A 24,265-nucleotide genomic window follows, 5' to 3' on the forward strand; every position below is an offset into this window, starting at 1 on the left:
CCGCACGACCACGCCGGTCAGAGCATCCGGGACGACCAGAGCAGGCTGAACGCCCCGGCGCAGAGCGCCAGCAACAGGGCGATGCCGGCGTACCACTGGGTGATCTCCCGCGCCTCGGTCCGGAAACCGATCGAGCTGCCCATGTCCTGGTACACCTGCTTGAGCTCGGTGACCGTGGCCGCCTCGTAGAAGTAGCCCTCGGTCGTCTCGGCCAACTCGGCCAACGCCATCCGGTCCACCGGCACCCGCTGCAACTGCCCACCGATGTCCACGTGCCCGGTGTCGGTGCCGAAGGCGATGGTGGAGACCGGTACGTTCGCCGCCTGCGCCGCCGCAGCCGCCTCCTCCACCGACCGACCGGCCGTGCGGAAGCCGTCGGAGAGCAGCACGATCCGGGCCGGCGGGATACCCGCCGCACCGTCGGCCGGCACCGAGCGGATCGCCTCCAGGCAGGTGAAGACCGCCTCACCGGTGGCGGTCGCCTCGGCCAGCACCAGCCCGTCGATGGCACTGGTCACCGCCGGGCGGTCCTTGGTCGGCGGCACCAGCACGTTGGCCGACTTCGCGAACGACACCAGCCCGACGTTGTAGCTCTCGGGCAGTTCCCCGACGAACTGCTTGGCCGCCTCCTGCGCGGCCTCCAGCCGGCTCGGCGCCACGTCGTCCGCCTGCATCGACAGCGACACGTCGATGGCCAACATGATCGTGGCCCGCTCCAGCGGCTCCCGGGTGTCCATCGCCGGACGGGCCAGCGCACCGGCCAGCACCAGCAGGGCCAGCAGGAACGCGGTCGCGGGTACGTGCCGACGCCAGCCCAACCCCTTCGGCGCCACGGTCCGCAGCAGGTCGACGTTGGTGAACCGCATCGCGTACTCGCGACGGCGGAACTGCCGCCACACGTACAACGCGGCGAGGGCCAGCACCGGCAGCACCGCCAGCAGCCACCACGGTTGGAGCAGTCGGATCATCGTGTCGTCCCCCGGGTGCGGGCGTGCCGCTGGGCGGCCACGAAACGCACCATGTCCAGCAGCCAGTCTCGGTCCGTACGAAGTCGCAGGTGCGCGGCGCCGGCCGCGCGCATCGCGGCGGAGATCTCCGCCCGCTGGGCGGCGGCGGCCGCCGCGTAGCGGTGCCGCAGGCTCGGGTCGGCGGTCTGCACCTCGTGCAGTTCCCCGGTCTCCGGGTCCACCACCGGCAACACCCCCACGTCCGGCAGTTCCAGCTCACGCGGGTCGACCACCTCGATCGCCAGCACGTCGTGGCGTACCCGCAGCTTGCGCAGCGGCCGGGCCCACTGGGCCGGCGGGGCGAGGAAGTCGGAGACGACCACCGCGACACCGCGTCGCCGCGGCGGGCGGTTGAGCATGTCGATCAGCGCACCGAGATCGCCCCGACCCGGCTGGATCGGGGTGCCGGCGATGGCGCGCAGCATGCCCTGTGCCTCCTTGCGCCCGGACCGGGCGGGCAGCCGGACCAGACGCCCCGGCCCGGCCGGCTCGGGCGTCGCCCGCCAGCCCAGCCGGGCGGCGGGACGCTCACCGCCGCTGCCCACCACCGCACCGATCCGGTTGCCGCCCCGCACGGTCAGGTGCGTGATCGCCGCCACGGCGGCCACCACCACGTCCCGTTTGAGCCACCGGCCGGTGCCGAAGTCCAGGCTGGCCGAGAGGTCCACCGCCAGCCACGTCTCCAACTCCCGGTCGGCCACCGTACGCCGCACGTGCGCCGTGGTGGTCCGCGCGGTCACCGGCCAGTCCATCCGCCGGACGTCGTCACCGGGCCGGTACTCCCGCGACTCCCCCGCCTCGCTGCCCGGGCCGGGCAGCAGACCGGCGTAGTCGCCCTGCAACAGCCCGTCCAGCTTCCGGGTGACCATCAGCTGCAAGCGGGACAGCACCGCGCCGGAGCGGTTGTCCGCCACGTTCGGTGGCTGCTGGGATGGAGGGGTGCTCGGGGTCACGGCCGCTGCCCGGGCCACCCCGAGGTCGGCGCCACCGCACCCGGTGGCGTGGCCTGCTGCCGGGGCGCCACCGACGGCAGCGGGATGGTCGACATCACCCGGTGCACCACGTGGTCGGCGGGCACGTCGTCGGCGAGCGCGTCGTAGCTGAGCACCAGGCGGTGACGCAGGATGTCCGGCGCGATGTCCTGCACGTCCTGCGGCAGGGCGTAGTCCCGGCCCCGCAGCAGCGCCAGCGCCCGGGTCGCCCGGACCAACCCGAGCGAGGCCCGTGGGCTGGCACCGTACTGGATCAGTTGCGCCACGTCGGGCATGCCGTGCTCGGCCGGCGTACGCGTGGCCAGCACCAGCCGGACCGCGTAGTCGACCAACGCGTTGTGCACGAAGACCTGGTCCGCCTTCTGTTGCAGGGCGATCAGGTCGGCGGTGTCGAAGACGGCGGTGGGTTCGGGCGGGGACACCCCCATCCGGTAGACGATCTCCCGCTCCTCGGCGTCGGTGGGATAGCCCACCACGATCTTCATGAGGAACCGGTCCCGCTGCGCCTCCGGCAGCGGGTAGACGCCCTCCTGCTCGATCGGGTTCTGCGTCGCCATCACCAGGAACGGATTGGGCACCCGGTGCGTCTCGCCGCCGATCGAGACCTGACGCTCGCTCATCACCTCCAGCAGCGCCGACTGCACCTTCGCCGGCGCCCGGTTGATCTCGTCGGCGAGCAGGAAGTTGACGAACACCGGCCCCAGCTCGACGTCGAACTTCTCGCTGGACTGCCGATAGATCCGGGTACCCATGATGTCGGCCGGCACCAGGTCCGGGGTGAACTGCACCCGGGCGAACGACCCGCCGACCACGCGGGCGAGCGTCTCCACCGCGAGCGTCTTGGCCACTCCGGGTACGCCCTCCAGCAGGCAGTGTCCCCGGGCCAGCAGCGCCACGAACATCCGTTCGACCATCCGGTCCTGCCCGACGATCACCCGCTTGATCTCGAACAGCGCCCGCTCCAGCAGCGTGGCGTCCTGGGCCGGAGTGGTCGGCGGCGAGACCGCCGGGGGCGTTGCCCCGTTCGGCGTCGGAGCGTCGGGCGTGGTCGGCTGGGCCACCGGTCCTCCACAGCGTGCTCGGTCGTAGCGGCGTGTGCGTCACCAAGCCTCGCATGCCCGACTGAGTACCGACTGTGGGAGCGACCGATTTCCGCCACGCCGTTGCCCGCCAGGCGAATCGCCGATCGCCAGTGGACAGATGCCGCCCCCGCGTGTGTACCATTCTTCCGTCGCCGGGCGGCTTCCCCCGTGGCCGCCCGGCGCTCACTCATTCCCGTCGCCCTAGACTGGGTGCGATGGACGATTCCGACACCTCCGCCGAGGCTCTGATCTGTTCGGCCCGTGGATGTCGCGCCTCCGCCGGGTGGGCACTGCGCTGGAACAACCCACGCCTGCACACACCTGAGCGACGCAAGACGTGGCTCGCCTGTGACCTCCACCGTCCCTCGCTCGGCGACTTCCTCACCGCGCGGGGCTTCCTGCGCGAGGTCGCCCCGCTCCCGGGATCGCCTACGCTCGAAGAGTGAACGCGTACAACGGCTACTTGATGGTGAGCGCGAGGAGTGAGCTTGCGAGCCCCGCAGTCGCGAACGAAAGGCCAGCTCGGTGAGCGCGAGGAGTGAGCTTGCGAGCCCCGCAGTCGCGAACGAAAGACGTGCTCAGTGAGCGATGACGCCCCGAACGCCCCGGCATCGGCCGGGCCGCTCGAACCCTGGCCGGACACCGTACGGTGGCAGTCGATCTCGTCCGACCTGATCTGGGTGGAGCTGCTGCGGCTGTCCGCCGTGGTGGTCGTCGTCTCGGCGGGCATCGGCATCGGCTGGGCGCTCAGCGGCACCTGGCCGTTCGGCGCGGCGCTCGGTGCCGTGCTGCTGTTCGCGGTCTGGCGGGCGGTGACCATCGTCCGCGCGGTACGCGCCTGGGGCTACGCCGAACGTGAGGACGATCTCCTGGTCCGGCACGGGCTGCTGGTGCGCCGCCTGTCCATCGTGCCGTACTCCCGGATGCAGTTCGTCGACGTCAGCGCCGGTCCGTTGGAGCGCGCGTTCGACCTGGCGACCGTGCAGTTGCACACTGCGGCGGCCGCCAGTGACGCCCGCGTGCCGGGTCTGCGGCCGGCCGAGGCGTCCCGGCTGCGTGACCGGCTCACCGCGCTGGGCGAGGACCGGGCGGAAGGGCTGTGACGGGCCCGGTCGGGTCGGCACCGGACCGGCCCGAGCCCCGTACGGGCGACGTGGCGCCACCGGTCGCCCATCCGGGACCGCCCGGCACCCCCACGGCGCCGCCGCCGGAGCAGTCCCTGGGCGGGCCGCCGGCACGGCCCGAGACACCTGCCCCACCGGTCGTCGCCGGTGCGCCGTACCCGCACGCGACGCCCCACCAGCCGTACCCGCCATATCCGCCCGGGACGCCCCACCAGCCGGGCGCGTCCTCCCCGCAGGGGGCGCCGTACCCGCACGGGGGGCCCTACCCGCCGTATCCCGGCGGTGCGCCGGACACGGCGCAGGCGCGGCAGCGGCTGCACCCGCTGAGCCCGGCGCTGCACGGCGCGAAGTCGCTGGCCGTGGTCATCGCCGGGCTGTCCTGGTCGACGCTGTCCCGGGTCGGGTTCGGGTGGTTCGTGACCATGGTGATCGTGCTCGCGCTCGGCGCGACCGTGCTGGCCGTGATCAGTTGGTACTACACGGGCTACCAGGTGGTGGGCCGGGAACTGCGTATCCACGAGGGGCTGCTCTGGCGACGGACCCGGGCCATTCCGCTGGAACGGCTCCAGGCCGTCGAGGTGGTCCGCCCGCTGCTGGCGCAGCTCACCGGCCTGGCCGAACTGCGGCTGGAGGTGGTCGGGGGCGGCAAGACGGAGGCGCCGCTGGCGTACCTCAGCGTCGCGGAGGCGTCCGCGTTGCGGCAGCGGTTGCTGGCGCTCGCGGGCGGGCCGGCCGTCGCCCCGGCCCGTCCGGACGCGGTGGCGTCGGGCGAGTCGGCGGACCAGGAGACGGCACCGGCGGACGACGGGACGGCCGGCCCGCCGCCGGGACGCCCGTTGCACGCGGTCGAGAACCGGGACCTGCTGATCAGCCAGTTGCTGACCCCGCAGGCGTTCCTGCTGCCGATCGGCGTGGCCTTCGTCACCGTGCAGTTCCTGTCCGAGGGATCGTGGTCGTTCATCGCGGTGGCGAGCACGCTGACCGCGATGGCGGGCATCCTGCTGCAACCCGTGCGTCGGGTGCTCGACGACTGGCGGTTCCAGCTCGCGCGGGACGCCGACCGGCTGCGCATCCGCAACGGCCTGCTGGAGACGCGGGTGCAGACGGTGCCGCTGCACCGGGTGCAGACGGTCGGGATGACCTGGCCGTTGCTCTGGCGGATGAAGGGCTGGCTGCGGATGCGCCTGGAGGTGGCGGGCTACGCCGCGGGCGAGGCCGACCAGCGCAACCGACCGGACCGTCTGCTGCCCGTGGGGGACCTGGCGACCGGCGAGATCATCCTCGCCGAGGTGCTGCCCGGGGTCACCCTGGCGTCGTTGCCGCTGGTCCCGCCGCCGACCCGGGCCCGCTGGGTGAACCCGCTGAGCCGTCAGGTGCTCGGCGCGGGGCTGACCGACGAGGTCTTCGCCGTCCGGTCCGGGCTGCTCACCCGCCAACTGACGATGGTGCCGTACGCCCGGTTCCAGAGCGTCCGGGTGGTGCAGGGCCCGATCCAGCGGCTGCTCGGCCTGGCGACCGTGCACGTGGACACCGCCGGTGGGGCCGGCGCGGCGGCGGTCGACCGTGACCTCGCCGACGCCTGGGCGCTGGCGGCGGAGCTGACCGCCCGGGGTCGGGCCGCCCGTCGCGGCTAGGGCCTGTGTCGAAGTCCTCGGTCGAGCCGAGGCGGAGTCCAGGCTGCGGTCCGGCAAGGCGGGAATTGGTCCGGATACCGGTGTTGTATCCGGACCAATTCCCAACGCGGCCGGTCGCCGCCTGGGCCCGCCGTAGGCCGGCCAGGGACTTCGACACAGGCCCTAGGGCGGCCGGCGCCTGCCCGCGCGACGACCGGTCAGTGGGTGGCCGGGACCACCGGTGGTGCGGCCGGTGCGTCCCGGTCGTCCGGAGGTGGGTCGGTGGCGGCGGCCCGGCGGGCCTTGCGGCGCGACCACCACCGCTCGGCCGCGCCGACCGCCAGGAAGGTGATCCCGACGTACGCCCAGCCGACCAGCACGTCGATCACGTAGTGCTCGCCGCTGTAGACCAGGGTGAAGGTCATCGCCAGCGGGTACGACAGCAGCAGCGGCCACCACCGGCGTCGCACGGTGTTCATGAAGAACAGCACCACGAACAGCGCGAACGCGGTGTGCAGCGACGGCATCGCGGCCACCGGGTTCGAGGCGAGCTGCCCGGCGTTGAGCAGGTTGCCGGCGCCGTGCATGCCGAACGCCCGCCAGCCCCGGGTGGAGATCCGGGCGACCTCCTCGATCAGCCCGTTCTGCGCCGCCCACCACGGCGGCGCGGCCGGGTACAGGAAATAGGTGACCAGGCCGGTGGCGCAGAGGAAGAACCAGCGCCGCATGAAGGCCGCCCACCGGCTGCGCTCCCGCATCCAGAGCACGGTGGCGGCGGCCAGTGCCGCCACGAAGTGCGAGAAGTACACCCAGCTGACCAGGACGTCCCACCACCGCACCTCGGGGTGGTACAGGTGCTGCTGCAACCAGACGGTGGGCACCTGGCCGTCCATGGCCCAGCCGAACATCAACCGGTCCGCCAGGATCAGCTCGTACGCGTGCGGCACCGTCCCGTCGTGGTAGGCGAAGCCCCGGGACAGGTTGTAGGCGACCAGCAGCAGCACCACCGGCACCCAGTCCCGGGCGAAGCGCAGGTGACTGCGCCACGGGCGGGCGGAGTTCCAGGCGATGGTCCCCGCCCAGATCCAGAAGAACGCGTACAGCGGGTCGGTGGGCAGGCCGATGACGAGCCAGCCCGCCACGAAGGCGACGCTCCACAGCGACATCGCGATCACGCGGCGGCGACCGCCGTCGGGTGAGGCGGACGGCTCGGTCGGGGCCGGGGGCTGGGGGTCGGTCACGGCAGACATCGCGGACAAGGTTAACGGCGGACCCTGGGCCGCCCCACGCAGGACCACCTGCGTGCCGCGCCACCGTGTCGGGGCCGCTCGCGGCGCTGCAGGCCGGAGCCGGACGGGGGCCATCCGACGGCACGCGTCGCCGAGGACGCGGCGAGCCCCTACGCTGTGGCCATGCAGGTGCAGTCGGATCTCGCCCTGACGCCGGGTCTGTCCGCCCGGGTCGAGTTGACCGTCACCGACGCCGACACCGCCGAGGCGGTCGGCTCCGGTGACGTACCGGTGCTCGGCACCCCCCGGGTGCTGGCGCTGGTCGAGGCGGCCACGGTGGCGGCGAGCGCGCCGCACCTGCCCGCCGGTGCGACCAGCGTGGGCACCCGGGTCGAGTTGACGCACCTGGCCGCCACGCCGGTGGGCCGGACGGTGGTGGCGCAGGCCACCCTGACGACGGTCGACCGGCGTCGGCTGGTCTTCGACGTCGAGGTGAGCGAGGACGGGCAGCGGGTGGCCGAGGGCCGGGTGGAACGGGTCGTGGTCGACCGGCAGCGGTTCGTCGAACGCGCCGGCCGACCGTCGTGACGGTCCGCTTCGTCGAGGTCGCCGACCGGGTGCACGTCCTGCGCGAGCCCCTGCTCGCGGTCAACGTCACGCTGGTGTGCGGCGACGGCGAGGCGTTGCTGGTCGACACGCTCTCCAGCGCGCGGCAGGCCGCCGAGCTGGCCGCCGCCGTACGGGCGGTCACCGGTGACCCGCTGACGATCGTCAACACCCACCACCACTACGACCACTGGTTCGGCAACGCCGCGTTCGCCGCCGACCCGCCCCGCCCGGTGTGGGCGCACGACCGCGCCGCCGAGGTGATGAGCGGCGATCCGGACGAGCTGCGCCGCCAGGCGTACGCGGAACTGCGCGACGCGCATCCGGGGCTGGCCGCCGAGTTGGCCGACACGCCGCTGCTGGCACCCACCCGTACGGTCCGGACCGAGGCGACCCTCGACGTCGGCGGCCGACGGGTGGTGCTGCGGCATCCGGGGCACGGCCACACCGACGCCGACCTGGTGGTGCAGGTGCCCGACGCCGACGTGTTGGTCGCCGGGGACCTGGTGGAGCAGTCCGGCCCACCGGCGTTCGAGGACTCCTTCCCGTTGCAGTGGCCCGACGCGGTGGCCGAGTTGCTGCGGTGGACCACCCCGGCGACGGTCGTGGTGCCCGGGCACGGTGAGCCGGTCGACGTCGAGTTCGTCCGGGCACAGCACACCCAGCTGGCCGAGCTGGCCTGGCTGATCCGGGCCGGGCACACCGGCGGGGCACCGCCGGAGCGGGTCGCCGCCGAGGCACCCTTCCCGGCCCGCCCGGCGCTGATCGCGGCCCGCCGTGGCTACGCCGAGCTGGACGGCACCGCCTGATCCGTGGACCCGGCGCTCTCAGCCGGTGAAGCGCTCGCGGACCTGCGCCCGGGTCGGCATGGCCACGGCCCCGCCCGGCCGTTCGCAGACGAGACCGGCGACGCGCAACGCGAAGGCCACCCGCTCGGTCCAGCCGCCCGGCTCGGCGGGCTCGCCGTCGACGAGCAGGTCGGCGACGAGCGCGGCCATCACCGAGTCGCCCGCGCCGGTGGCGTCGACCGCGTGCACCCTCGGCGCGGGTACGCGTACCGGATCGGCGCCGGCGGCGGCGACCACCGCGCCCTCGGGGCCCAGGGTGACCACGACGGTGCCCGCGCCCACCTCGCGCAGGTACGCCGCCACCGACTCCACCGGCTGGCCGGGGTAGAGCAGTTCCGCGTCGGCGGTGCTCAACTTGACCAGGTGCGCACCGGCGGCGAACTCGGCAACCACTCCGCGCAGTTCGGCCAGTGCCTGCGGGCCGTCCAGCAGTCGCGGACGGACGTTGGGGTCGAACACCCGCAGCCCGGGCGCCAGCGACCAGGCCCGGCGGGCGGCGGCCAGGGTGGTCGGCGCCAGCAGCACGATCGACCCGCAGTAGAGCACGTCGGCGTCCTCGACCAGGGTCGCGTCGACGTCGTCGGCGGTGAGCACCGCGTAGGAGGGCGGATCGCCGTAGAAGCGGAAGTCCGGTTCCGGACCGGAGAAGGTGGTGACCGCCAACGTGGTCGGCACCGGGGCGGTGAGCGTCCCGGCCGTGCCGACCCGCTCGGCGGCCAGCAGGTCGCGGATCCGCCCGGCGAGCACGTCGTCGCCGAGCGAGCCGACGAACTGCACCGCGCCGCCGAGGCGGGCGACGCCGACGGCGACGTTCAGCGGGCCGCCGCCGACGGCCTGCCGGAAGACGCGGCCACCCTCGCTCTCGGTGTCGAGCAGGTCGACGAGCGCCTCACCGAGCACCACTGCGTATCCCATCCCGGTCCCTTCCGTCGGCCGTCCGCTGCCGCCCAGGCTGGCACAGCGATCCGCCGCCGGGCATGCACGCCACGGTATTGGCGCGTACCGGCCGACGCGAACCGACGTCGTGCACATCGAGGAACAGCTATTGCGTCGACCGCGTCGGCGTGCTGGGATGGTGGTGCCGGATGGCGCGGGGGCTGCGCGTCATCGGCGCCGGGTCATGGACGCGCGAGGGCATACGTACGCGTCGACATATCACCGGCGGCATCGTGCCGGGAGGGCATAGACCCCGTGCACACGTCGCCGCTTCGTCGCATTCGCCCCTAGCTGCGGGAGCGAGCTTTCATCCTCCCGCGCGCTTCGGCGGGGCCACCCCGCACGGTGTGCCCCGCGAGTCAGGAGAACCTGTGCACCGACCTCGTCTGGCCGCGATGTTCTTCGCGGCCGTCACCCTCGCCGCGAGCGCGGTCGTCGCCGTGACGGCCAGCCCCGACCCGGCCGCCGCGCACGGCGCGGCGATGACGCCGGGCGCCCGTACGTTCCTGTGCTGGCGCGACGGCCTCTCCCCCACCGGGGAGATCCGGCCGCAGAACCCGGCCTGTTCCGCCGCGGTCGCCCAGTCCGGTGCCAACTCGCTGTACAACTGGTTCAGCGTGCTGCGCTCGGACGCCAACGGGCGGACCACCGGCTTCATCCCCGACGGCCAGCTCTGCAGCGGCGGCGCCACCGGCTTCCGCGGCTTCGACCTGGCCCGTAACGACTGGCCGATCACCCACCTGACCGCCGGCCGGTCCATCGAGTTCCGGTACAGCAACTGGGCGCACCACCCGGGCACGTTCTACTTCTACGTGACCAAGAACAGCTGGAGCCCGACCCGGGCGCTGGCCTGGAGCGACCTGGAGGAGCAGCCGTTCCTGACGGTGACCAACCCGCCGCAGCGCGGCGCGGTCGGCACCAACGACGGCCACTACTACTTCACCGGGACCCTGCCGGCCAACAAGACCGGCCGACACATCATCTACTCGCGGTGGGTCCGCTCGGACAGCCAGGAGAACTTCTTCGGCTGCTCCGACGTGGCCTTCGACGGTGGCAACGGTGAGGTGACCGGGATCGGTGGCGGCACGACCCCGCCGCCCACCACCCCGCCGCCCACCACGCCTCCGCCGACCACCCCGCCGCCCACCACGCCTCCGCCCACCACCCCGCCGCCCGGCACCGGTGGCTGCGCTGCCACCCTGCGGGTGACCAGCACCTGGTCCGGTGGTTTCCAGGGCGAGGTCGAGGTTCGGAACAACGGCACCGCAGCGCTCAACGGCTGGACCGCGAGCTGGACCTGGCCGAGCGGCCAGCAGATCAGCCAGGTCTGGAACGCGACCCAGACCTCGTCCGGGTCGACGGTGTCCGCGACGAACGTCGCCTACAACGGAAGTCTCGGCGTCAACGGCAGCACGACGTTCGGCTTCCTGGCCAGCGGTAGCAGTACCTCGCTACCGACGGCCACCTGCGCCGCCCGCTGACGCGGTCGAACGCGAAACGGCCCCCCTGCGGATGTCCGCAGGGGGGCTCGTTCGTGTCCGGGGTCAGCGCACCATGGAGCCGACGACGGGCTTGGTGAGCAGCGCGGACTGGTTGCGCTGGATGCCCGGGTCCAGCGTCTTGGCCACGAAGATGGCGTGCCAGACGCAGAAGATCAGGACCGTCCACACCTTGCGGGAGTGGTCGGCCTCCTCGCGCTTGTGCTCGTCGAGCAGACGCAGCGCGTACGACAGGTCGAGCAGGTCTCCGGCGCCGGAGGTGCTCAACACGTGCCGGGCCCACTCGTACATCTCGCCGCGCAGCCAGACCCGGGTCGGGGTCGGGAAGCCCAGCTTCTTGCGGTTGACGATGGCCGGCGGCACCACACCCTGCAACGCCTGGCGCATGGCGTACTTGGTGGCGTCCGAGCGGGGCGGCAGCTTGAGGTCGACCGGGATCTTCGCCGCGACCTCGAACACGTCCCGGTCGAGGAAGGGCACCCGCACCTCCAGCGAGTGCGCCATGGAGATCCGGTCGGCCTTGACCAGGATGTCCCCGCGCAGCCAGGTGTAGAGGTCGACGTACTGCATCTTGGTGACGTCGTCCAGCTCGGCGCACTCGGCGTAGATCGGCGCGGTCACGTCGGTGTAGCGCACCGAGGGGTCGTAGCGACGCAGCAGGTGCTGCTTCTCCTCCTCGGTGAACATCCGCGCGTTGCCGTAGTAGCGCTCCTCGATCGGGGTGGTGCCGCGCTCCAGGAAGCTCTTGCCCTTGACGCCCTGCGGGATGGCCTTGGAGACCGCCCGCAGACCCTTCTGGACCCCGCCGGGCAGCCCGTTGACGCCGCTGAGCGACAGCGGCTCACGATAGATCGTGTACCCGCCGAAGAACTCGTCCGCGCCCTCGCCGGAGAGCACCACGGTGACGTGCTCGGCGGCCTTCTTGGCGACGAAGTAGAGCGGCACCAGCGCCGGGTCGGCGACCGGGTCGTCCAGGTGCCAGACGATCTTCGGCAGCGCGTCGATCATGTCCTGCGGCCCGATCTTCGTCGGGATCGTGGTCACGTCGAGGTGGCGGGCCGACTCCTGGGCGACGTCGATCTCCGAGTATCCGGGCACGTCGTAGCCGACGGTGAAGGTGAGGATGTTCGGGTTGAACTCGCGGGCCAACGCCACCACGGCGGTGGAGTCGATGCCGCTGGACAGGAACGACCCGACCGGCACGTCCGAACGCATGTGCATGCGGACGCTCTCGCGCAGCGTCTCACGGATCTCGTGGTAGAGCTTCTGCTCGTCGGCGACCGGGCCGGGCCGGAACACCGGCCGGTACCAGCGCCGCACGTCGATCCGGCCACCCGGGGTCCAGGTGAGGTACTCACCCGAGCCGATCCGGCTGATCCCCCGGTGCAGGGTGCCCGGCTCGGGGACGTACTGCAGGGTCAGGTAGTGGCTCAGGTTCGCGGTGTCCACCCCGGCGTCCCCGGCGTACGCGGACTGCGCGAACGGCAGCAGGGCCTTCTTCTCCGAGGCGAGGTAGAGCCCGTCGGCGGTCTCCAGGTAGTGCAGCGGCTTGATGCCGTAGTAGTCGCGGGCGCCGAACGCCCGGCGCTCCTGCCGGTCCCAGATGACGAAGGCGAACATGCCACGCAACCGGGTGAGCACCTGCTCGCCCCAGTAGTGGTAGCCGGCGACGATCACCTCGCCGTCACCGTTGGTGGCGAACCGGGCCCCGTAGTCGCGGATCAGCTCCTCGCGCAGCTCGATGTAGTTGTAGATCTCGCCGTTGAAGGTGAGCAGGTAACGGCCGTCGGCGTAGGGCAGCGGCTCGTGGCTGAGCGCCACGTCGATGATCGCGAGCCGTTTGTGGGCGAACACCCCGTCCGCGTACCGGCCGGAGGCGTCCCCGACCACCTCGACGCCGGTCTCGTCCGGGCCACGGTGGTGCAGGCATTCCAGCGCTGCGGCGATGTTGTCGCGGTGGGCGGCGGCGTCGCCGCGGGCACTGAAAAAGGCCAGGAGTCCGCACATGGCCGTCATCTTTCCACGCGTCCGGATCGGGCGGCGCGGCACTGCCGGCCTCTGGACCGGAACGGGTTTCGGGGTACCGTCGGCACCAGCGATGCGGCGAAGGGAGCGGGGAATGACCGAGGAGCGCACCGACGGCAAGCCGGCCGACGGCACGGAGTCGCACGACCCGGACTTCCCACCGGCGTTCCTGTCGTTCATGCGGCAGGGGTGGCGGGACACCGGGCTGCCGGTCGGCCCCCGACCGGAGGTACCGAACTACGCCAAGCGTCGCGCGGCGCTCTCCGCGGCCTTCCCCGGCGAGACGCTGGTGATCCCCACCGGCGGCGAGAAGGTCCGCGCCAACGACACCGAGTACCGGTTCCGTCCGGGCAGCGACTTCGCGTACCTGACCGGGGACTACGACCCGGACGGGGTCCTGGTGCTGCGGCCCGACGGCTCCGGGCACGACGCCACCCTGTTCATGCGTCCCCGCTCCTCACGCGAGACCGACGAGTTCTTCCGCAGCCGCCACGGTGAGCTGTGGGTGGGCCGCCGGCACACGCTGGCGGAGAAGTCGACCGAGCTGGGGCTCCCCACCGCCGACCTGACGGAGCTGGAGGCGACGCTGGGCGACCTGGCCCCGGCGCGGACCCGGGTGCTGCGCGGGTTCGACGCCTCGGTGGACTCGGCCGTGCGCCCGTACGACGGGTCGCGGGCCGACGGTCAGCCGGCCCGCGACCGGGAGCTCGCGATCGCCGTAGCGGAGTTGAAGCTGGTCAAGGACGAGTGGGAGATCGCCCAGCTCCAGGACGCGATCGACGCGACGGTACGCGGCTTCGAGGACGTGGCCCGGGTGCTGCCGGCCGACCGGGGCGTCTCGGAGCGGCTGCTGGAGGGCGTCTTCGCGCTGCGCGCCCGGCACGACGGCAACGACGTCGGGTACGGCTCGATCGTCGGCTCCGGCGAGCACGCCACGATCCTGCACTGGGTGCACAACCACGGTGTCACCCGTCCGGGTGAGCTGCTGCTGATGGACATGGGCGTGGAGGGGCACCACCTCTACACCGCCGACGTGACCCGGGTACTCCCGGTCGACGGCCGGTTCACCCCGTTGCAGCGCCAGGTCTACGACATCGTGTACGCCTCTCAGCAGGCCGGCATCGACGTCATCAAGCCGGGCGTGAAGTTCAAGGACGTCCACCTGACCTGCATGCGGGTGCTCGCCGAGGGGTTGGCCGAGCTGGGGCTGCTGCCGGTGAGTGTGGACGAGGCGATGGACGAGTCGTCGACCGTGTACCGGCGGTGGACGCTGCACGGCTTCGGGCACATGCTCGGCATCGACGTGCACGACTGCTCCCACGCGCGCAAGGAGAAGTACCGGGACGGGGAGCTGGGCGAGGGGTATGTGCTCACCGTCGAGCCGGGGCTGTACTTCCAGCCGGAGGACGAGCTGGTGCCGGAGGAGCTGCGGGGTGTCGGCATCCGGATCGAGGACGACATCCTGGTCACCTCGGCCGGTGCGGTGAACCTGTCGGCCGGCCTGCCGCGCCGGGCCGACGAGGTGGAGACCTGGCTGGCCGAGCAGCGCGAGGCGGGCCCCCGCCTGCCGGGCTGACCCGTACGACCTGCCGAAGGGCGGGCCTTTCCAGTGGCGGACGCTCGCCGCTGCGGAGGGCCCGCCCTTCGTCATGTCCCGGGTTGTCCGGCGCTTTCGGTGCCACTCCCCCCGATTGGCAGCCGCACGCCCGAACTGAGGCAGTTATGGGGTTTTTTCGTATTAGTCATCCTCGCGAAGATGCTTCTCATACGGTGGTCATCAGAAGCTACAGGCTGTTTGTAGCTACTCGCGCCGCTTCGTACGGGTGCGGGTCAGTCTGGTAGGAGGAAAGGGCGGAAGGCTCTGATGTCCAATGACGAGTTGACTTCGTACGGTGGGCCGCCTCCGGTCCCGCCAGGTCGACGACGACGCAAGATATGGGTGGCTGCCGGAGTCGCCGGCCTCACCGGGGTGGTCGGACTGGCCGCCCTGGGCGGCGTGGCCGCTCGGGACCAGAAGTCCGGGGACCGCAACAACGCCTCGGACGCCCAACCCGCGGCCGCGCCGAAATCGGAGGCTCCCGGCCCGACCACCGGCGAGAACGGCCGGGGCGACGAGGAGGCCGGTCGGGGCGATGACAAGGCCGCCCGGACCGGCGCGGAGCACAAGGGCCGCGAGGCGTCCTCCGGCGAGCAGCGTCGCGACGACAAGGAGCGGGGACACGAGGTGCCCTGCGACAGCGACAAACTGATCCAGGCCATCGAGCACGCCAACGACAACCGCGGCGGCACGCTGGAGCTGGCCAAGGGGTGCACCTACGAGCTGACCCGCTCCGACGTGGGCGACGGCACCGGCCCCAACGGGTTGCCGGTGATCACCCAGGCGGTCACGCTCGCCGGGCGCGACACCACGATCGTCCGGGCGGCGAACGCCGAGCCGTTCCGGATTCTCAACGTGGGCCGCAGCGGTCACCTGACCCTGAAGAACGTCGTCGTCAAGGGTGGGCTGACCCAGGCTGACCCGATCGCGGCGTCGAGGGCGAAGGTCGAGCTCTCCGCGAAGGCCGCCGCGAAGCCGGCGAAGGCAGGAGCCGGCACGAACGCGAAGGCGGGCGCGAAGGCGGCCACGCCGACGAAGGCCCCGGCCGCCAAGGCCGCCGCGAAGGTCCCCGCCGCCACGGGTGCCTCGGCCACCGAGGCCGCCCGGGGTGCCGGTGGCGACGCCACACTCGTCGACGTCGCGCCGGGCGACGGCGCCGGCCTGCTCGTGCAGCGCGGCGGCCGCGCCGACGTCGAGCACAGCGAGTTCCTGCTGCACCACGCCGGCGGCAACGGCGGCGCGATCGCCAACTTCGGCACCGCACGGGTCGCCCACAGCCGGGTGGCGACCAGCAGCGCCGGTGGTGTCGGCGGCGGCGTGTTCAACGCCGGGGTGTTCCGGCTCGAGGAATCCTCGATCACGGACAACAGCGCGGTCGCCGGCGGCGGCATCGGCAACGGTGTGCCCGGCCTCGGGCTCCCCGGCGCCGGTGGCACGCTCTGGGTCTGGAAGAGCACCATCGAGCACAACCGGGCCACCGACAACGCCGGTGGCGTCCTCACCTATCGGGGCACCGCGACGCTGACCCAGAGCAGGGTCGTCGGCAACCACAGCGGCGAGGACGGCGGTGGCCTGCTCGCCCTGGGCGACGGCCAGCTCGCGTTGGAGAAGGTCCTGGTGGCCCGCAACTCCGCCGACGACACGTCCGGCGGGCTGGGCGTGGGACCCGAGAGTACGGCGGTGATCGCGCAGAGCGAGATCACCGACAACGTCGCCGAGCGCAACGGTGGCGGACTGGCCACCTACGGGGGCACCGCCGTCGTGCGGGACACCGCGATCGTGGCCAACCGGGTGGTCGGCCAGAACTCGGTGGCCGGCGGCATCTACAACGACGGCGGCCAGGTCCGGTTGGAACGCTCCACGGTCCAGGCCAACTTCTCGGTGCTGCCGCCCGGCGGCATCTACACCACCAACGACGGCGTGCGGATCGACCGTAGCTCCGCGGTGACCGCCAACCGACCGACCAACTGCTCCGGCAGTCCGGTCGTGCCGGAGCGCTGCTTCGGCTGATCGTTCCTTCTGCGTACGGGTGATTCCAGAGCACGACCACATAGACGGGCTCCTCCGCCGCGTGCGGAGGAGCCCGGGTCGCGTACCCGCCCCGACGGGCGTCGGCGGCCGATCGCCACGGAATTGGCCCGGATTGCACCCTTCAGAGCGCTTGCACCACTCCCGCGCAGCCCGTACCCAATGTGGGGTTATCTCGGATATGGGCGCGAAGCGAGGAACACTCTCATACGGTGCATGTGGGAGCTACAACCGATTTGTAGCAGGGGAAGCTCACCCGCGTGTGACGACCCTGTCTGGTACGACGAGAGGGCAGAGAGCTCCGATGTCCAACTACCAAGCTAAGAACAACGCCGCGGAGCCGGAGGTGGCGCCGAAGCGGCGTCGCGCCTTCTGGCTCGCCAGTGGCGTCGCCGGTCTCACCGGCGTGGTCAGCATCGCCGCCGTCGGTATCGGCGCCGGCGCGGTCAGCGCCGACGGTCTGCGTTGGTCCACCGCCCAGCAGGTCAGCTCCGACAGTGACCGGGGCCCGGACGCCGCCGAGGGGCACGAGGGCAAGAAGCGGGACCGCGGTGGCGACCAGCGCGACGACCGCGGTGGCCACGACAAGGACCGTGGTGGCGACGACCGCAAGGACCGCGAGAAGGAGGTGCCCTGCGACTCCGACAAGCTGATCCAGGCGTTGGTCTTCGCCAACGACAACCACGGCGGCGTGCTCAACCTCGCCAAGGGGTGCACCTACACACTGACCCGTTCCGACCTGGGTGACGGCACCGGCCCCAACGGCCTGCCGGTCATCACCGAGAACGTCGTCCTCAAGGGGCACGACACCAAGATCGTCCGGGACGCCACGGCCGAGGAGTTCCGCATCCTCAACGTGGGCCGCGGCGGAAACCTGACCGTCAAGGGCCTGACCATCAAGAACGGCCAGACCCGGGCACTGCCCGTCGGCGGGGACACCCCCGAGGCGGTGTGGTCGCGATTCTCCAACTCGGTGGAGGCGACCAAGGCCGCCGAGGCCAAGAAGGCGTACCTGCCGCTGCTGCAGGCCGCGCCGAAGGGTGCCGCGCTCAAGGCCGCCCAGGCCAAGGCGGCTCCCTCGGTGCTGCTGGAGCCGGAGTCCAACGACGGTGGCGGCGTGCTCGTGCAGCCCGGCGGCACCGCCTCGTTCTCCGAGACGCACATCGTCGCCAACCAGGCCGGTGGAGTCGGTGGGGGCCTGGCCAACTTCGGCAAGGCCGACCTGCACCACACCACGGTCGCCGACAACACCGCGTTCCTGTACGGCGGCGGCATCTTCAACGCCAGCGTGCTGCGGGTGGCCGAGTCGAGGATCGTCAACAACGACGCCATCATCGGCGGCGGCGGCGTCGCCAACGGTGCCGCCTTCATCTTCCGCGAGGACATCGACGGCGGCACCGCACTGATCGAGAAGACCGAGATCACCGGCAACGAGGTGCTCGGCTTCGGCGGCGGCCTGCTCGACATCGAGGGCAACACCACCGTGCAGCACTCGAAGGTCGTCAACAACACGGCGGTCCTGGCCGGTGCCGGTGTGGCCGCTGCGGGCGACGACAGCACCCTGGAGCTGGCGCACGTCGAGGTCGCCAAGAACACCACCGTCGGTGTCGGCGGCGGCCTGGCGCTCGGCTTCACCGCCATCGCCAACGTCACGGACAGCAAGATCGTCGAGAACAAGGCCGGCTTCTTCGGTGGCGGTGTCTTCAACGGCACCGGCGAGGCGACCTTCCGCAACAGCGAGATCAGTGGCAACCGGGCCGTCGGCCCGCTGGGTGTCGGTGGAGGCGTCTTCACCGTCTCCGGCGAGATCGACCTGGAGCGGACGAAGGTGTCGCACAACTTCGCCACCCTCGCGCCGGGCGGCGTGTTCAGCTTCATCGGCGTGGTCAACGTGGACGACAAGTCCGCGATCACCGCCAACAAGCCGACCAACTGCGCCGGCAGCATCACCGCGATTCCGAACTGCTTCGGCTGATCCTCACGCCGAGGTGACGACCCGGCCCCGTCGGACCGATCCACGGATCGGACCGGCGGGGCCGGACCACGTGTCACCGCGTGACGAACACCGCCACGCTGCGCGCCGGCACCCGGAACGTGCCGCTGTTCCGCTCGAACGCCGCGCTCCGCAGCACCGGATCGGCCGAGGACCGCAGCACCGGGTGCAGGGACACGTCCGCCCCGCGCAGGGCGTCGACCCGCTGCGTCGCCTCCTGCGGTGTGCCGTTGAAGACCACCGTCACCGACCGCCACGCCCCGCCCAGACCACGCGCGTCCAGGGTCATGGTGAGCACCCCGGGCGTCTCCTGCGGGCCGGAGAGCGGGAAGGCGACCCGTCGTTGCACCTCCTGCGCGGTGGGCAGCCCGAAGACCGGCTCGGAGGACCGGATCCGCAGCAGTTCGGCGTACCGGGCGTCGGTCAGCGCGATCGCCGCGCAGTCCGGCACCAGCGCCGGATCGGCCAACAGCGGCCGCGCGTACGGCCACTTGTCCCGGTTGTCCTCGGCCGGCGGCAACCCGATGCCGAACCCGTTGCCCTGGGTGCAGTCCCACCGGATCTGGTTGAACCAGTCCCCCGAGTTGTACGAGTTGCGGTCCAGCGACTTCGATCGCAGCCGCTCGGTGCCGGTGGTCACGAACCCGGCACCCTGCCCCATCACCACCGTGCTCAACGCCAGCACCTGCATCCGGGCCCGGTCCGGGGCGGAGGTGCCCTGCGGCAGCTTGTAGGCCAACGCGTCGTACAGGATCTCGTTGTCGTGCGCGTCGACGTACGTGATCGCCTCACCCGGCGCGTCGGTGTACCCGGCCGGCGAGCCGTTGTAGTCCACCTGCGCCCCGGTCACCTCCCGGCCGCCGGTGTCGGTGAACCGGTAGCCGCGCAGGTTGCCGGTCAGCCCGACCTTGACCAGGTCGTGCTGGTGCAGCAGCCGGGTACGCTGCTCGGCCGCCGAGCCGTTGACCGGGTCGCCGTTGGGGTCGGTGAACAGACCGGAGGCGAAGCCCTGGTGGCGCGGGTTCTCGTCGAACGGGCCGCCACCGCGCACCGCGTCACGCAGCCGGTCGTTGAACGTGCCGATCCCGGTGCCGGCCATGTTCGCCTGGTTCGCCTGCACGAACCGCGCGCCGTCGGCCACCTCGCCGAAGTTCCAGCCCTCGCCGTAGAGCAGGATCTTCCTGCCGTCCACACCGTCGCGGGCCACGGTCAGCCGGTCGAGCGCGGCGCGGACGGCCAGGATGTTCGCCTTGGGGTGGTGGCCCATCAGGTCGAAGCGGAACCCGTCGACCTTGTACTCCCGGGCCCAGGTGACCAGCGAGTCGACCACCAGCTTGCCCATCATGGCGTGCTCGGGCGCCGTGTTCGCGCAGCAGGTGGAATTGGCCACCGCGCCGTCGTCGAGCAACCGGTGGTAGTAGCCCGGGACGATCTGGTCGAGCACCGAGCGCGGGTCGGTGCCGGCGGCCGAGGTGTGGTTGTAGACCACGTCCAGCACCACCCGCAGGCCCGCACCGTTGACCCCGGCCACCATCTGCCGGAACTCCACGGTCCGGCGCGTGCCGTCCGGGTCCACGGCGTACCCGCCCTCCGGGACGGTGTAGTGCAGCGGGTCGTAGCCCCAGTTGTAGCCGTCGGTGTCCTTCACCGCCGCGACGCACTCCTGCTGCCGTTCGGAGTCCGGCGGCGCGGCGGCCAGGTCGCAGTCGGGGCGGCGCTGGTCGGCACGCCGCTCGGGGATGGTGGCGAAGTCGAAGACCGGCAGCAGGTGCAGGTGGGTCACCCCGGCGTCGGCGATCGACCTGAGGTGCCGCATCCCGGCGGTGCCCGGGTCGGTGAAGGCGAGGAAGGTGCCGCGACGGTCGGCCTGCACGGTGCTGTCGGCGATCGAGAAGTCCCGCACCGACAGCTCGGAGATCTGCACCTTGGCCGGGGCCACCGCACTCGGTTTGCGCAGGCTCGACCAACCCGTCGGCGCCAGCTTCGGGTCGGTCAGGTCGGCGATCTGGCTGTGTGTGGAGTCCGCCGCCAGGGCCACCGAGTACGGGTCGGTGACCGAGGCGGTCACCACCTGCTGGGCGGCCGGCTGCCACGCCTGCACCCGGTACCGGTAGTAGCGGCCGGCCCAGTCCCGCGCCCCGCGCACCGACCAGACCCCGGTGCGGTCGTCGCGGCGCATCGCCACCACGCGCGGTGTGGCGGTCGGCGAGTCGAACAGCTCCAGCGACACCGTCCGCGCGGTCGGTGCCCAGACCGCCAGGGACGGCACGCCGCCGGTGAAGGTGGCACCTAGGCGGGCGGTGGTGGCCGGGGCGTAGACGTCGTCGAGCACCCCCGGCAGCTGCACACCGGTGGCACCGAGCAGAGTGCCGTCGGCGGCCCGCTCGGTCACCAGCACCTGCCCGCGCAGCGCCGCCGGCACCGTCGCCAGGTCCCGCTGATCCAGGGTGAAGGCGTGCCGGTCCCACAGGTGCGGGAACCGATCACGCTGCGCCTCGGTGAGCCCGTTGCGGCGCGCGGTCAACGGCACCGAGGTGTACGTGCCGACCAGTTCGCCGTCGACCACGCGCACCCCACCGGCGGGTGCGGTCACCAACGCGTACGCCCGACCGTCGGTGGGACCGGTCCGCCAGGCGACGGTGCTGCGGTCGATCCAGTGCGCCGCCTGCCGGGTGATGTCGGTGTCACCGCCGCTGTCGCCGGTGGTCGTCGCCGGCAGCAGCCGCCCCGGTGTCGCCGCGAGCAGCCAGACCTCCCGACCGGACTCGGCGAAGTCGAGCCGCTGGTCCTGTGGCAGGTCCTTGGTGTCCCCGGAGTGGATGATGTAGCTCAGCCCGGTCGCGCCCTCGGCCAACGGCACCCGGAACTCGGCGCCGTACGAGTCGACGCGGGTCGGCGGCAACGGTCGGGCCCAGTCGGTGGGCGTGGCCGCGCCGTCCCACAGGTGCAGTCCCCAGCCGTCGTAGTCGCCGTCCGGCCGGTGGTAGTGGATCACCGCCACACCCTCCTCGACCGGGGGTGCCGGTGCGCCGGCGGCCTCCTCCCGGCTCGGGTAGGTGGCCGGATCACCCTGTTTGACCCAGACCTCCCCGGTGCGCGTCACGTCCACCGTCCGGTCGTTGTCGACGTCCTTGTTGCCGTCCGCGTCGACCACCAGGAAACCGACCGACTTCGCCCCCGGCTTCAGCTTCACCCAGGCGAACCGCCCGTACGAGTCGGTGCCGTCGAACGGGCGGCCCTGCGGCCACTCGGTGGCGTACGCCGGATCGATGTCGCCCCAGGCGTACAGGCCCCAGTCGTCGTAGTCGCCGTCCGGGCGGTGGTGGTGCACCACCAGCCAGTCGCGGGACGACCCGGTCGGCGGGGTGCCGACGGTGGCGGTGGAGCGGGCGGTGGCGGTGCGGCCCCGGCCGTCCCGGACCGCCGCCTTGTACTCGATCCTCGTGCCGGCGGCCAGCCCGGTCAGGTCGTGGTGCACGGTGTACGGCGCCCGGTGCGCCGAGCCGAGCAGTGTCCACCTGCCGCCCGCCACCCGGGCCGCCGTCGTGACGGTGGCCAGCGGGTCCCCGCTGACCTGCGCGGTCACCTCGGCCCGGGTGGCCACCGGCGTACCCGTCGGGGTGGTGATGGTCAGGCCCGGCTTCGCGGCGGGCACCGCGACCGGCCGACCGGCCCGGTGCACCACCGCCGAGAGCGGGGGCACGGTCAGGGTCAGCGTGCCGTCAGCGGCGGCGGCCCGCCGACCGGATGCGCCGTAGATCGCGGTGAAGGGGGTGCCGGCCGACCAGGTGTCCACGGTGACAGTCTGCGTGGTCCGCGCATTGTTGACCGCGACGACGTACTCGGTGCGGTCACGCGGGTCGAACCGGGAGAAGGCGAAGACGCCCGGGCCGTCGGCGGCGTGGCGCGTCACCTGTACACCGTCGCGCAGCGCCGGGTGTGCCCGGCGCAGCTGGCCCAGCCCGGCGATGGTCCGGTACAGCGGATGCGCCGGGTCGAACTGGTCCTGGGCGTGGGTGCGGTCGGTGCCCAGCAGGTCGTCGTCGAGGTAGTCGGCGGTGCGGGAGGCGAACATCGGCTGTCGGGCGTCCTTGTCCCCGCCCGCGCCGGTGAAGCCCTGTTCGTCGCCGGAGTAGACGACGGGCTGGCCTCGGGTGAGGAACATCAGTTCGTGGGCTAGCTGGTCGCGGCGCAGGTGGGTGGCGGGGTCGGTGTCGCCGCCGGCGATGAACGAGCCGATCCGGCCCATGTCGTGGTTGCCGAGGAAGGTGGGCAGCCGGCCGGCGTCGGTGTTGCGGGCGGCGTACAGGTCGTCGCGGGCGTACAGGTCGGCCAGTGCCGTGGCGGGGCCGTCGTCGGCGGTGAAGCCACGCGCCGCCTCCTGGAAGCCGAAGTCCAGGGTGGCCGGCAGGCCGCCCTGTCGGACGTAGCGGGAGGCGATCTCCGGGTCGGCGCTGTACACCTCGCCGAACATGAAGAAGTCCGGCTTGCCGGCGCGGGCGGCGGCCTGGGTGACGCCCTGGCTGAACTGCGGCCAGAAGTCCATGTTGACGTGCTTGACGGTGTCCAGCCGGAAGCCGTCCACACCGGTGGAGCGCACCCAGTCGGCATAGATCTTGGTCATGCCCCGGACCACCTCGGGTCGCTCGGTCCACAGGTCGTCCAGACCGACGAAGTCGCCGTACTCGCTGTTCTCGCCGACGAAGGTGGAGTCGCCCCGGTTGTGGTACATGGTCGGGTCGTTGAGCCAGGAGGGCACCTTGACCGTCGCGTCCGCCGGGGTGCGGAACGTCGGCGTGTACGGGAAGGACCGGCTGTTCACCTCGGGGAAGGGACGGGTGCCGTCGGCGAAGTTGGCGTCCTCGAACGGCCGACCCTGCGCGTCCCGGTACGGCGTGGTGGCCTTGTCCACGTAGGTCTGCCGGTTCTCGGCGTAGCTGATGACGTCCGCGGTGTGGTTGACGATCACGTCGAGGTGGACCTTGATGCCGCGTCGGTGCGCCGACTGGACCAGACGCTTGAGGTCGGCGGCGGTGCCGAAGTGCGGGTCGACCTGGGTGAAGTCGGTGATCCAGTAGCCGTGGTAGCCAGCCGACGCGTCGTCGCCCTCGCCCTGCACCGGGCGGTTGGCGAAGACCGGTGCGAGCCAGATGGCGGTGGTGCCCAGCCCCTCGATGTAGTCGAGCCGGTCGATCAGTCCTTTGAGGTCACCGCCCTGGTAGAAGCCCTTGTCCGTCGGGTCGTAACCGGTGCGCAGACGGTCGCCGGTCAGACCGCCCCGGTCGTTGCGCGGGTCTCCGTTGGCGAACCGGTCCGGCAGGACGAAGTAGAACTGCTCCGCCCTCGCCCGCTCGTCGGTGCCCGCCGCCAGCAGGGCGGCGGCGGACGGCTCGGTGGGCCAGGTGACGGCGCCGGTGGCGCCGGGCGCCCCGGCCGCCGACCGACCGGCGGCGGCGCTCTCGGGAACCGCGACCGGCGCGCCGGCCAGCGTCAGGGTGAGCAGGAAGACGAATGCGAGCAGGGCCTTACGCGACAACGGCGGGGGTTTCATCGACGGCCTTCCTCTGGCTGCTGATTGGCCCGCACGCTAGCCCTTGCCGAAACATTCTGCAATGCCTTGCAAACATGGCGGCAACAGAGCAGTCTCTTGCGCAAGGATGAGGTCGAGGACGGTCCGCGATCGGCG

Annotated in this window: 16 protein-coding genes; 9 read left to right on the forward strand and 7 right to left on the reverse strand. The window is 72.1% G+C overall.

Annotated features, from left to right (window positions below):
- Nucleotides 1-17: 17 nt before the first annotated feature.
- Genes HUT12_RS22320 through HUT12_RS22330 form a run of 3 tightly spaced genes read right to left on the reverse strand, consistent with a single transcriptional unit; the run spans nt 18 to nt 3,060 of the window.
- On the reverse strand, nt 18-968 hold the full coding sequence (locus HUT12_RS22320; protein WP_131054927.1) for a VWA domain-containing protein: 951 nt from the start codon (nt 966-968) through the stop codon (nt 18-20).
- Nucleotides 965-1,978 carry a DUF58 domain-containing protein gene (locus HUT12_RS22325; protein WP_176094605.1) on the reverse strand — a complete coding sequence of 338 codons (1,014 nt, stop codon included), beginning with the start codon at nt 1,976-1,978 and terminating at the stop codon, nt 965-967. The genes HUT12_RS22320 and HUT12_RS22325 overlap by 4 nt, the downstream gene beginning before the upstream one ends.
- Entirely contained in the window at nt 1,957-3,060 is a 1,104-nt protein-coding gene (locus tag HUT12_RS22330) for a MoxR family ATPase (protein ID WP_131057174.1), read from the reverse strand. Before HUT12_RS22330 ends, HUT12_RS22325 begins: the two co-directional genes overlap by 22 nt.
- A 236-nt stretch (nt 3,061-3,296) precedes the next feature.
- Here HUT12_RS22330 and HUT12_RS22335 point away from each other — a divergent pair, with 236 nt between their 5' ends.
- The 3 genes from HUT12_RS22335 (at nt 3,297) to HUT12_RS22345 (ending at nt 5,839) form a co-directional block, all read left to right on the forward strand.
- Nucleotides 3,297-3,527: a hypothetical protein gene (locus tag HUT12_RS22335; RefSeq protein WP_131057176.1), complete on the forward strand. Its 231-nt coding sequence runs from the start codon at nt 3,297-3,299 to the stop codon at nt 3,525-3,527.
- Nucleotides 3,528-3,662: 135 nt separating this feature from the next.
- Nucleotides 3,663-4,184: a PH domain-containing protein gene (locus HUT12_RS22340; RefSeq protein ID WP_131057178.1), complete on the forward strand. Its 522-nt coding sequence runs from the start codon at nt 3,663-3,665 to the stop codon at nt 4,182-4,184.
- A gap of 335 nt (nt 4,185-4,519) precedes the next feature.
- The gene (locus HUT12_RS22345) at nt 4,520-5,839 is read left to right on the forward strand and encodes a PH domain-containing protein (RefSeq protein ID WP_254877069.1); all 1,320 of its coding nucleotides are present in this window, start codon (nt 4,520-4,522) and stop codon (nt 5,837-5,839) included.
- Between the two features lie 197 nt (nt 5,840-6,036).
- On the opposite strand, the gene HUT12_RS22350 is transcribed toward HUT12_RS22345, so the two are convergent.
- Entirely contained in the window at nt 6,037-7,068 is a 1,032-nt protein-coding gene (locus HUT12_RS22350) for a phosphatase PAP2 family protein (protein ID WP_176094606.1), read from the reverse strand.
- Between the two features lie 162 nt (nt 7,069-7,230).
- Between HUT12_RS22350 and HUT12_RS22355 the strand changes: the two genes are divergently transcribed.
- Together HUT12_RS22355 and HUT12_RS22360 are read left to right on the forward strand one after the other, a co-directional pair.
- Nucleotides 7,231-7,635, forward strand: coding sequence for a thioesterase family protein (locus HUT12_RS22355; RefSeq protein ID WP_176094607.1), 405 nt, complete (start codon nt 7,231-7,233; stop codon nt 7,633-7,635).
- Entirely contained in the window at nt 7,632-8,462 is an 831-nt protein-coding gene (locus HUT12_RS22360; protein WP_176094608.1) for an MBL fold metallo-hydrolase, read from the forward strand. Before HUT12_RS22355 ends, HUT12_RS22360 begins: the two co-directional genes overlap by 4 nt.
- An 18-nt stretch (nt 8,463-8,480) precedes the next feature.
- Here the strand turns inward: HUT12_RS22360 and HUT12_RS22365 are convergent, their stop codons facing one another.
- Nucleotides 8,481-9,416, reverse strand: coding sequence for a carbohydrate kinase (locus HUT12_RS22365; protein ID WP_176094609.1), 936 nt, complete (start codon nt 9,414-9,416; stop codon nt 8,481-8,483).
- A gap of 416 nt (nt 9,417-9,832) precedes the next feature.
- On the opposite strand from HUT12_RS22365, the gene HUT12_RS22370 reads away from it, so the two are divergent.
- On the forward strand, nt 9,833-10,918 hold the full coding sequence (locus tag HUT12_RS22370; protein WP_176095923.1) for a lytic polysaccharide monooxygenase: 1,086 nt from the start codon (nt 9,833-9,835) through the stop codon (nt 10,916-10,918).
- A 63-nt stretch (nt 10,919-10,981) separates the two neighbouring features.
- Here HUT12_RS22370 and asnB read toward each other — a convergent pair whose 3' ends face one another.
- Entirely contained in the window at nt 10,982-12,943 is a 1,962-nt protein-coding gene (gene asnB / locus HUT12_RS22375) for an asparagine synthase (glutamine-hydrolyzing) (protein WP_131056236.1), read from the reverse strand.
- A gap of 112 nt (nt 12,944-13,055) precedes the next feature.
- On the opposite strand from asnB, the gene HUT12_RS22380 reads away from it, so the two are divergent.
- The 3 genes from HUT12_RS22380 to HUT12_RS22390 all read left to right on the forward strand — a co-directional run bounded on the left by HUT12_RS22380 (nt 13,056) and on the right by HUT12_RS22390 (nt 18,561).
- Nucleotides 13,056-14,537: an aminopeptidase P family protein gene (locus HUT12_RS22380; RefSeq protein ID WP_131056238.1), complete on the forward strand. Its 1,482-nt coding sequence runs from the start codon at nt 13,056-13,058 to the stop codon at nt 14,535-14,537.
- A gap of 288 nt (nt 14,538-14,825) precedes the next feature.
- Nucleotides 14,826-16,568 (forward strand): right-handed parallel beta-helix repeat-containing protein, encoded by a 1,743-nt coding sequence (locus HUT12_RS22385; RefSeq protein WP_176094610.1) that lies wholly within the window; start codon nt 14,826-14,828, stop codon nt 16,566-16,568.
- Between the two features lie 322 nt (nt 16,569-16,890).
- Nucleotides 16,891-18,561, forward strand: a complete 1,671-nt coding sequence (locus HUT12_RS22390) for a hypothetical protein (protein ID WP_131054736.1) — start codon at nt 16,891-16,893, stop codon at nt 18,559-18,561.
- Nucleotides 18,562-18,634: 73 nt separating this feature from the next.
- On the opposite strand, the gene pulA is transcribed toward HUT12_RS22390, so the two are convergent.
- Nucleotides 18,635-24,130, reverse strand: a complete 5,496-nt coding sequence (gene pulA, locus HUT12_RS22395; RefSeq protein ID WP_176094611.1) for a pullulanase-type alpha-1,6-glucosidase — start codon at nt 24,128-24,130, stop codon at nt 18,635-18,637.
- Between the last annotated feature and the right edge of the window lie 135 nt (nt 24,131-24,265).

The sequence above is a fragment of the Verrucosispora sp. NA02020 genome (assembly GCF_013364215.1).
Classification (GTDB): domain Bacteria; phylum Actinomycetota; class Actinomycetes; order Mycobacteriales; family Micromonosporaceae; genus Micromonospora.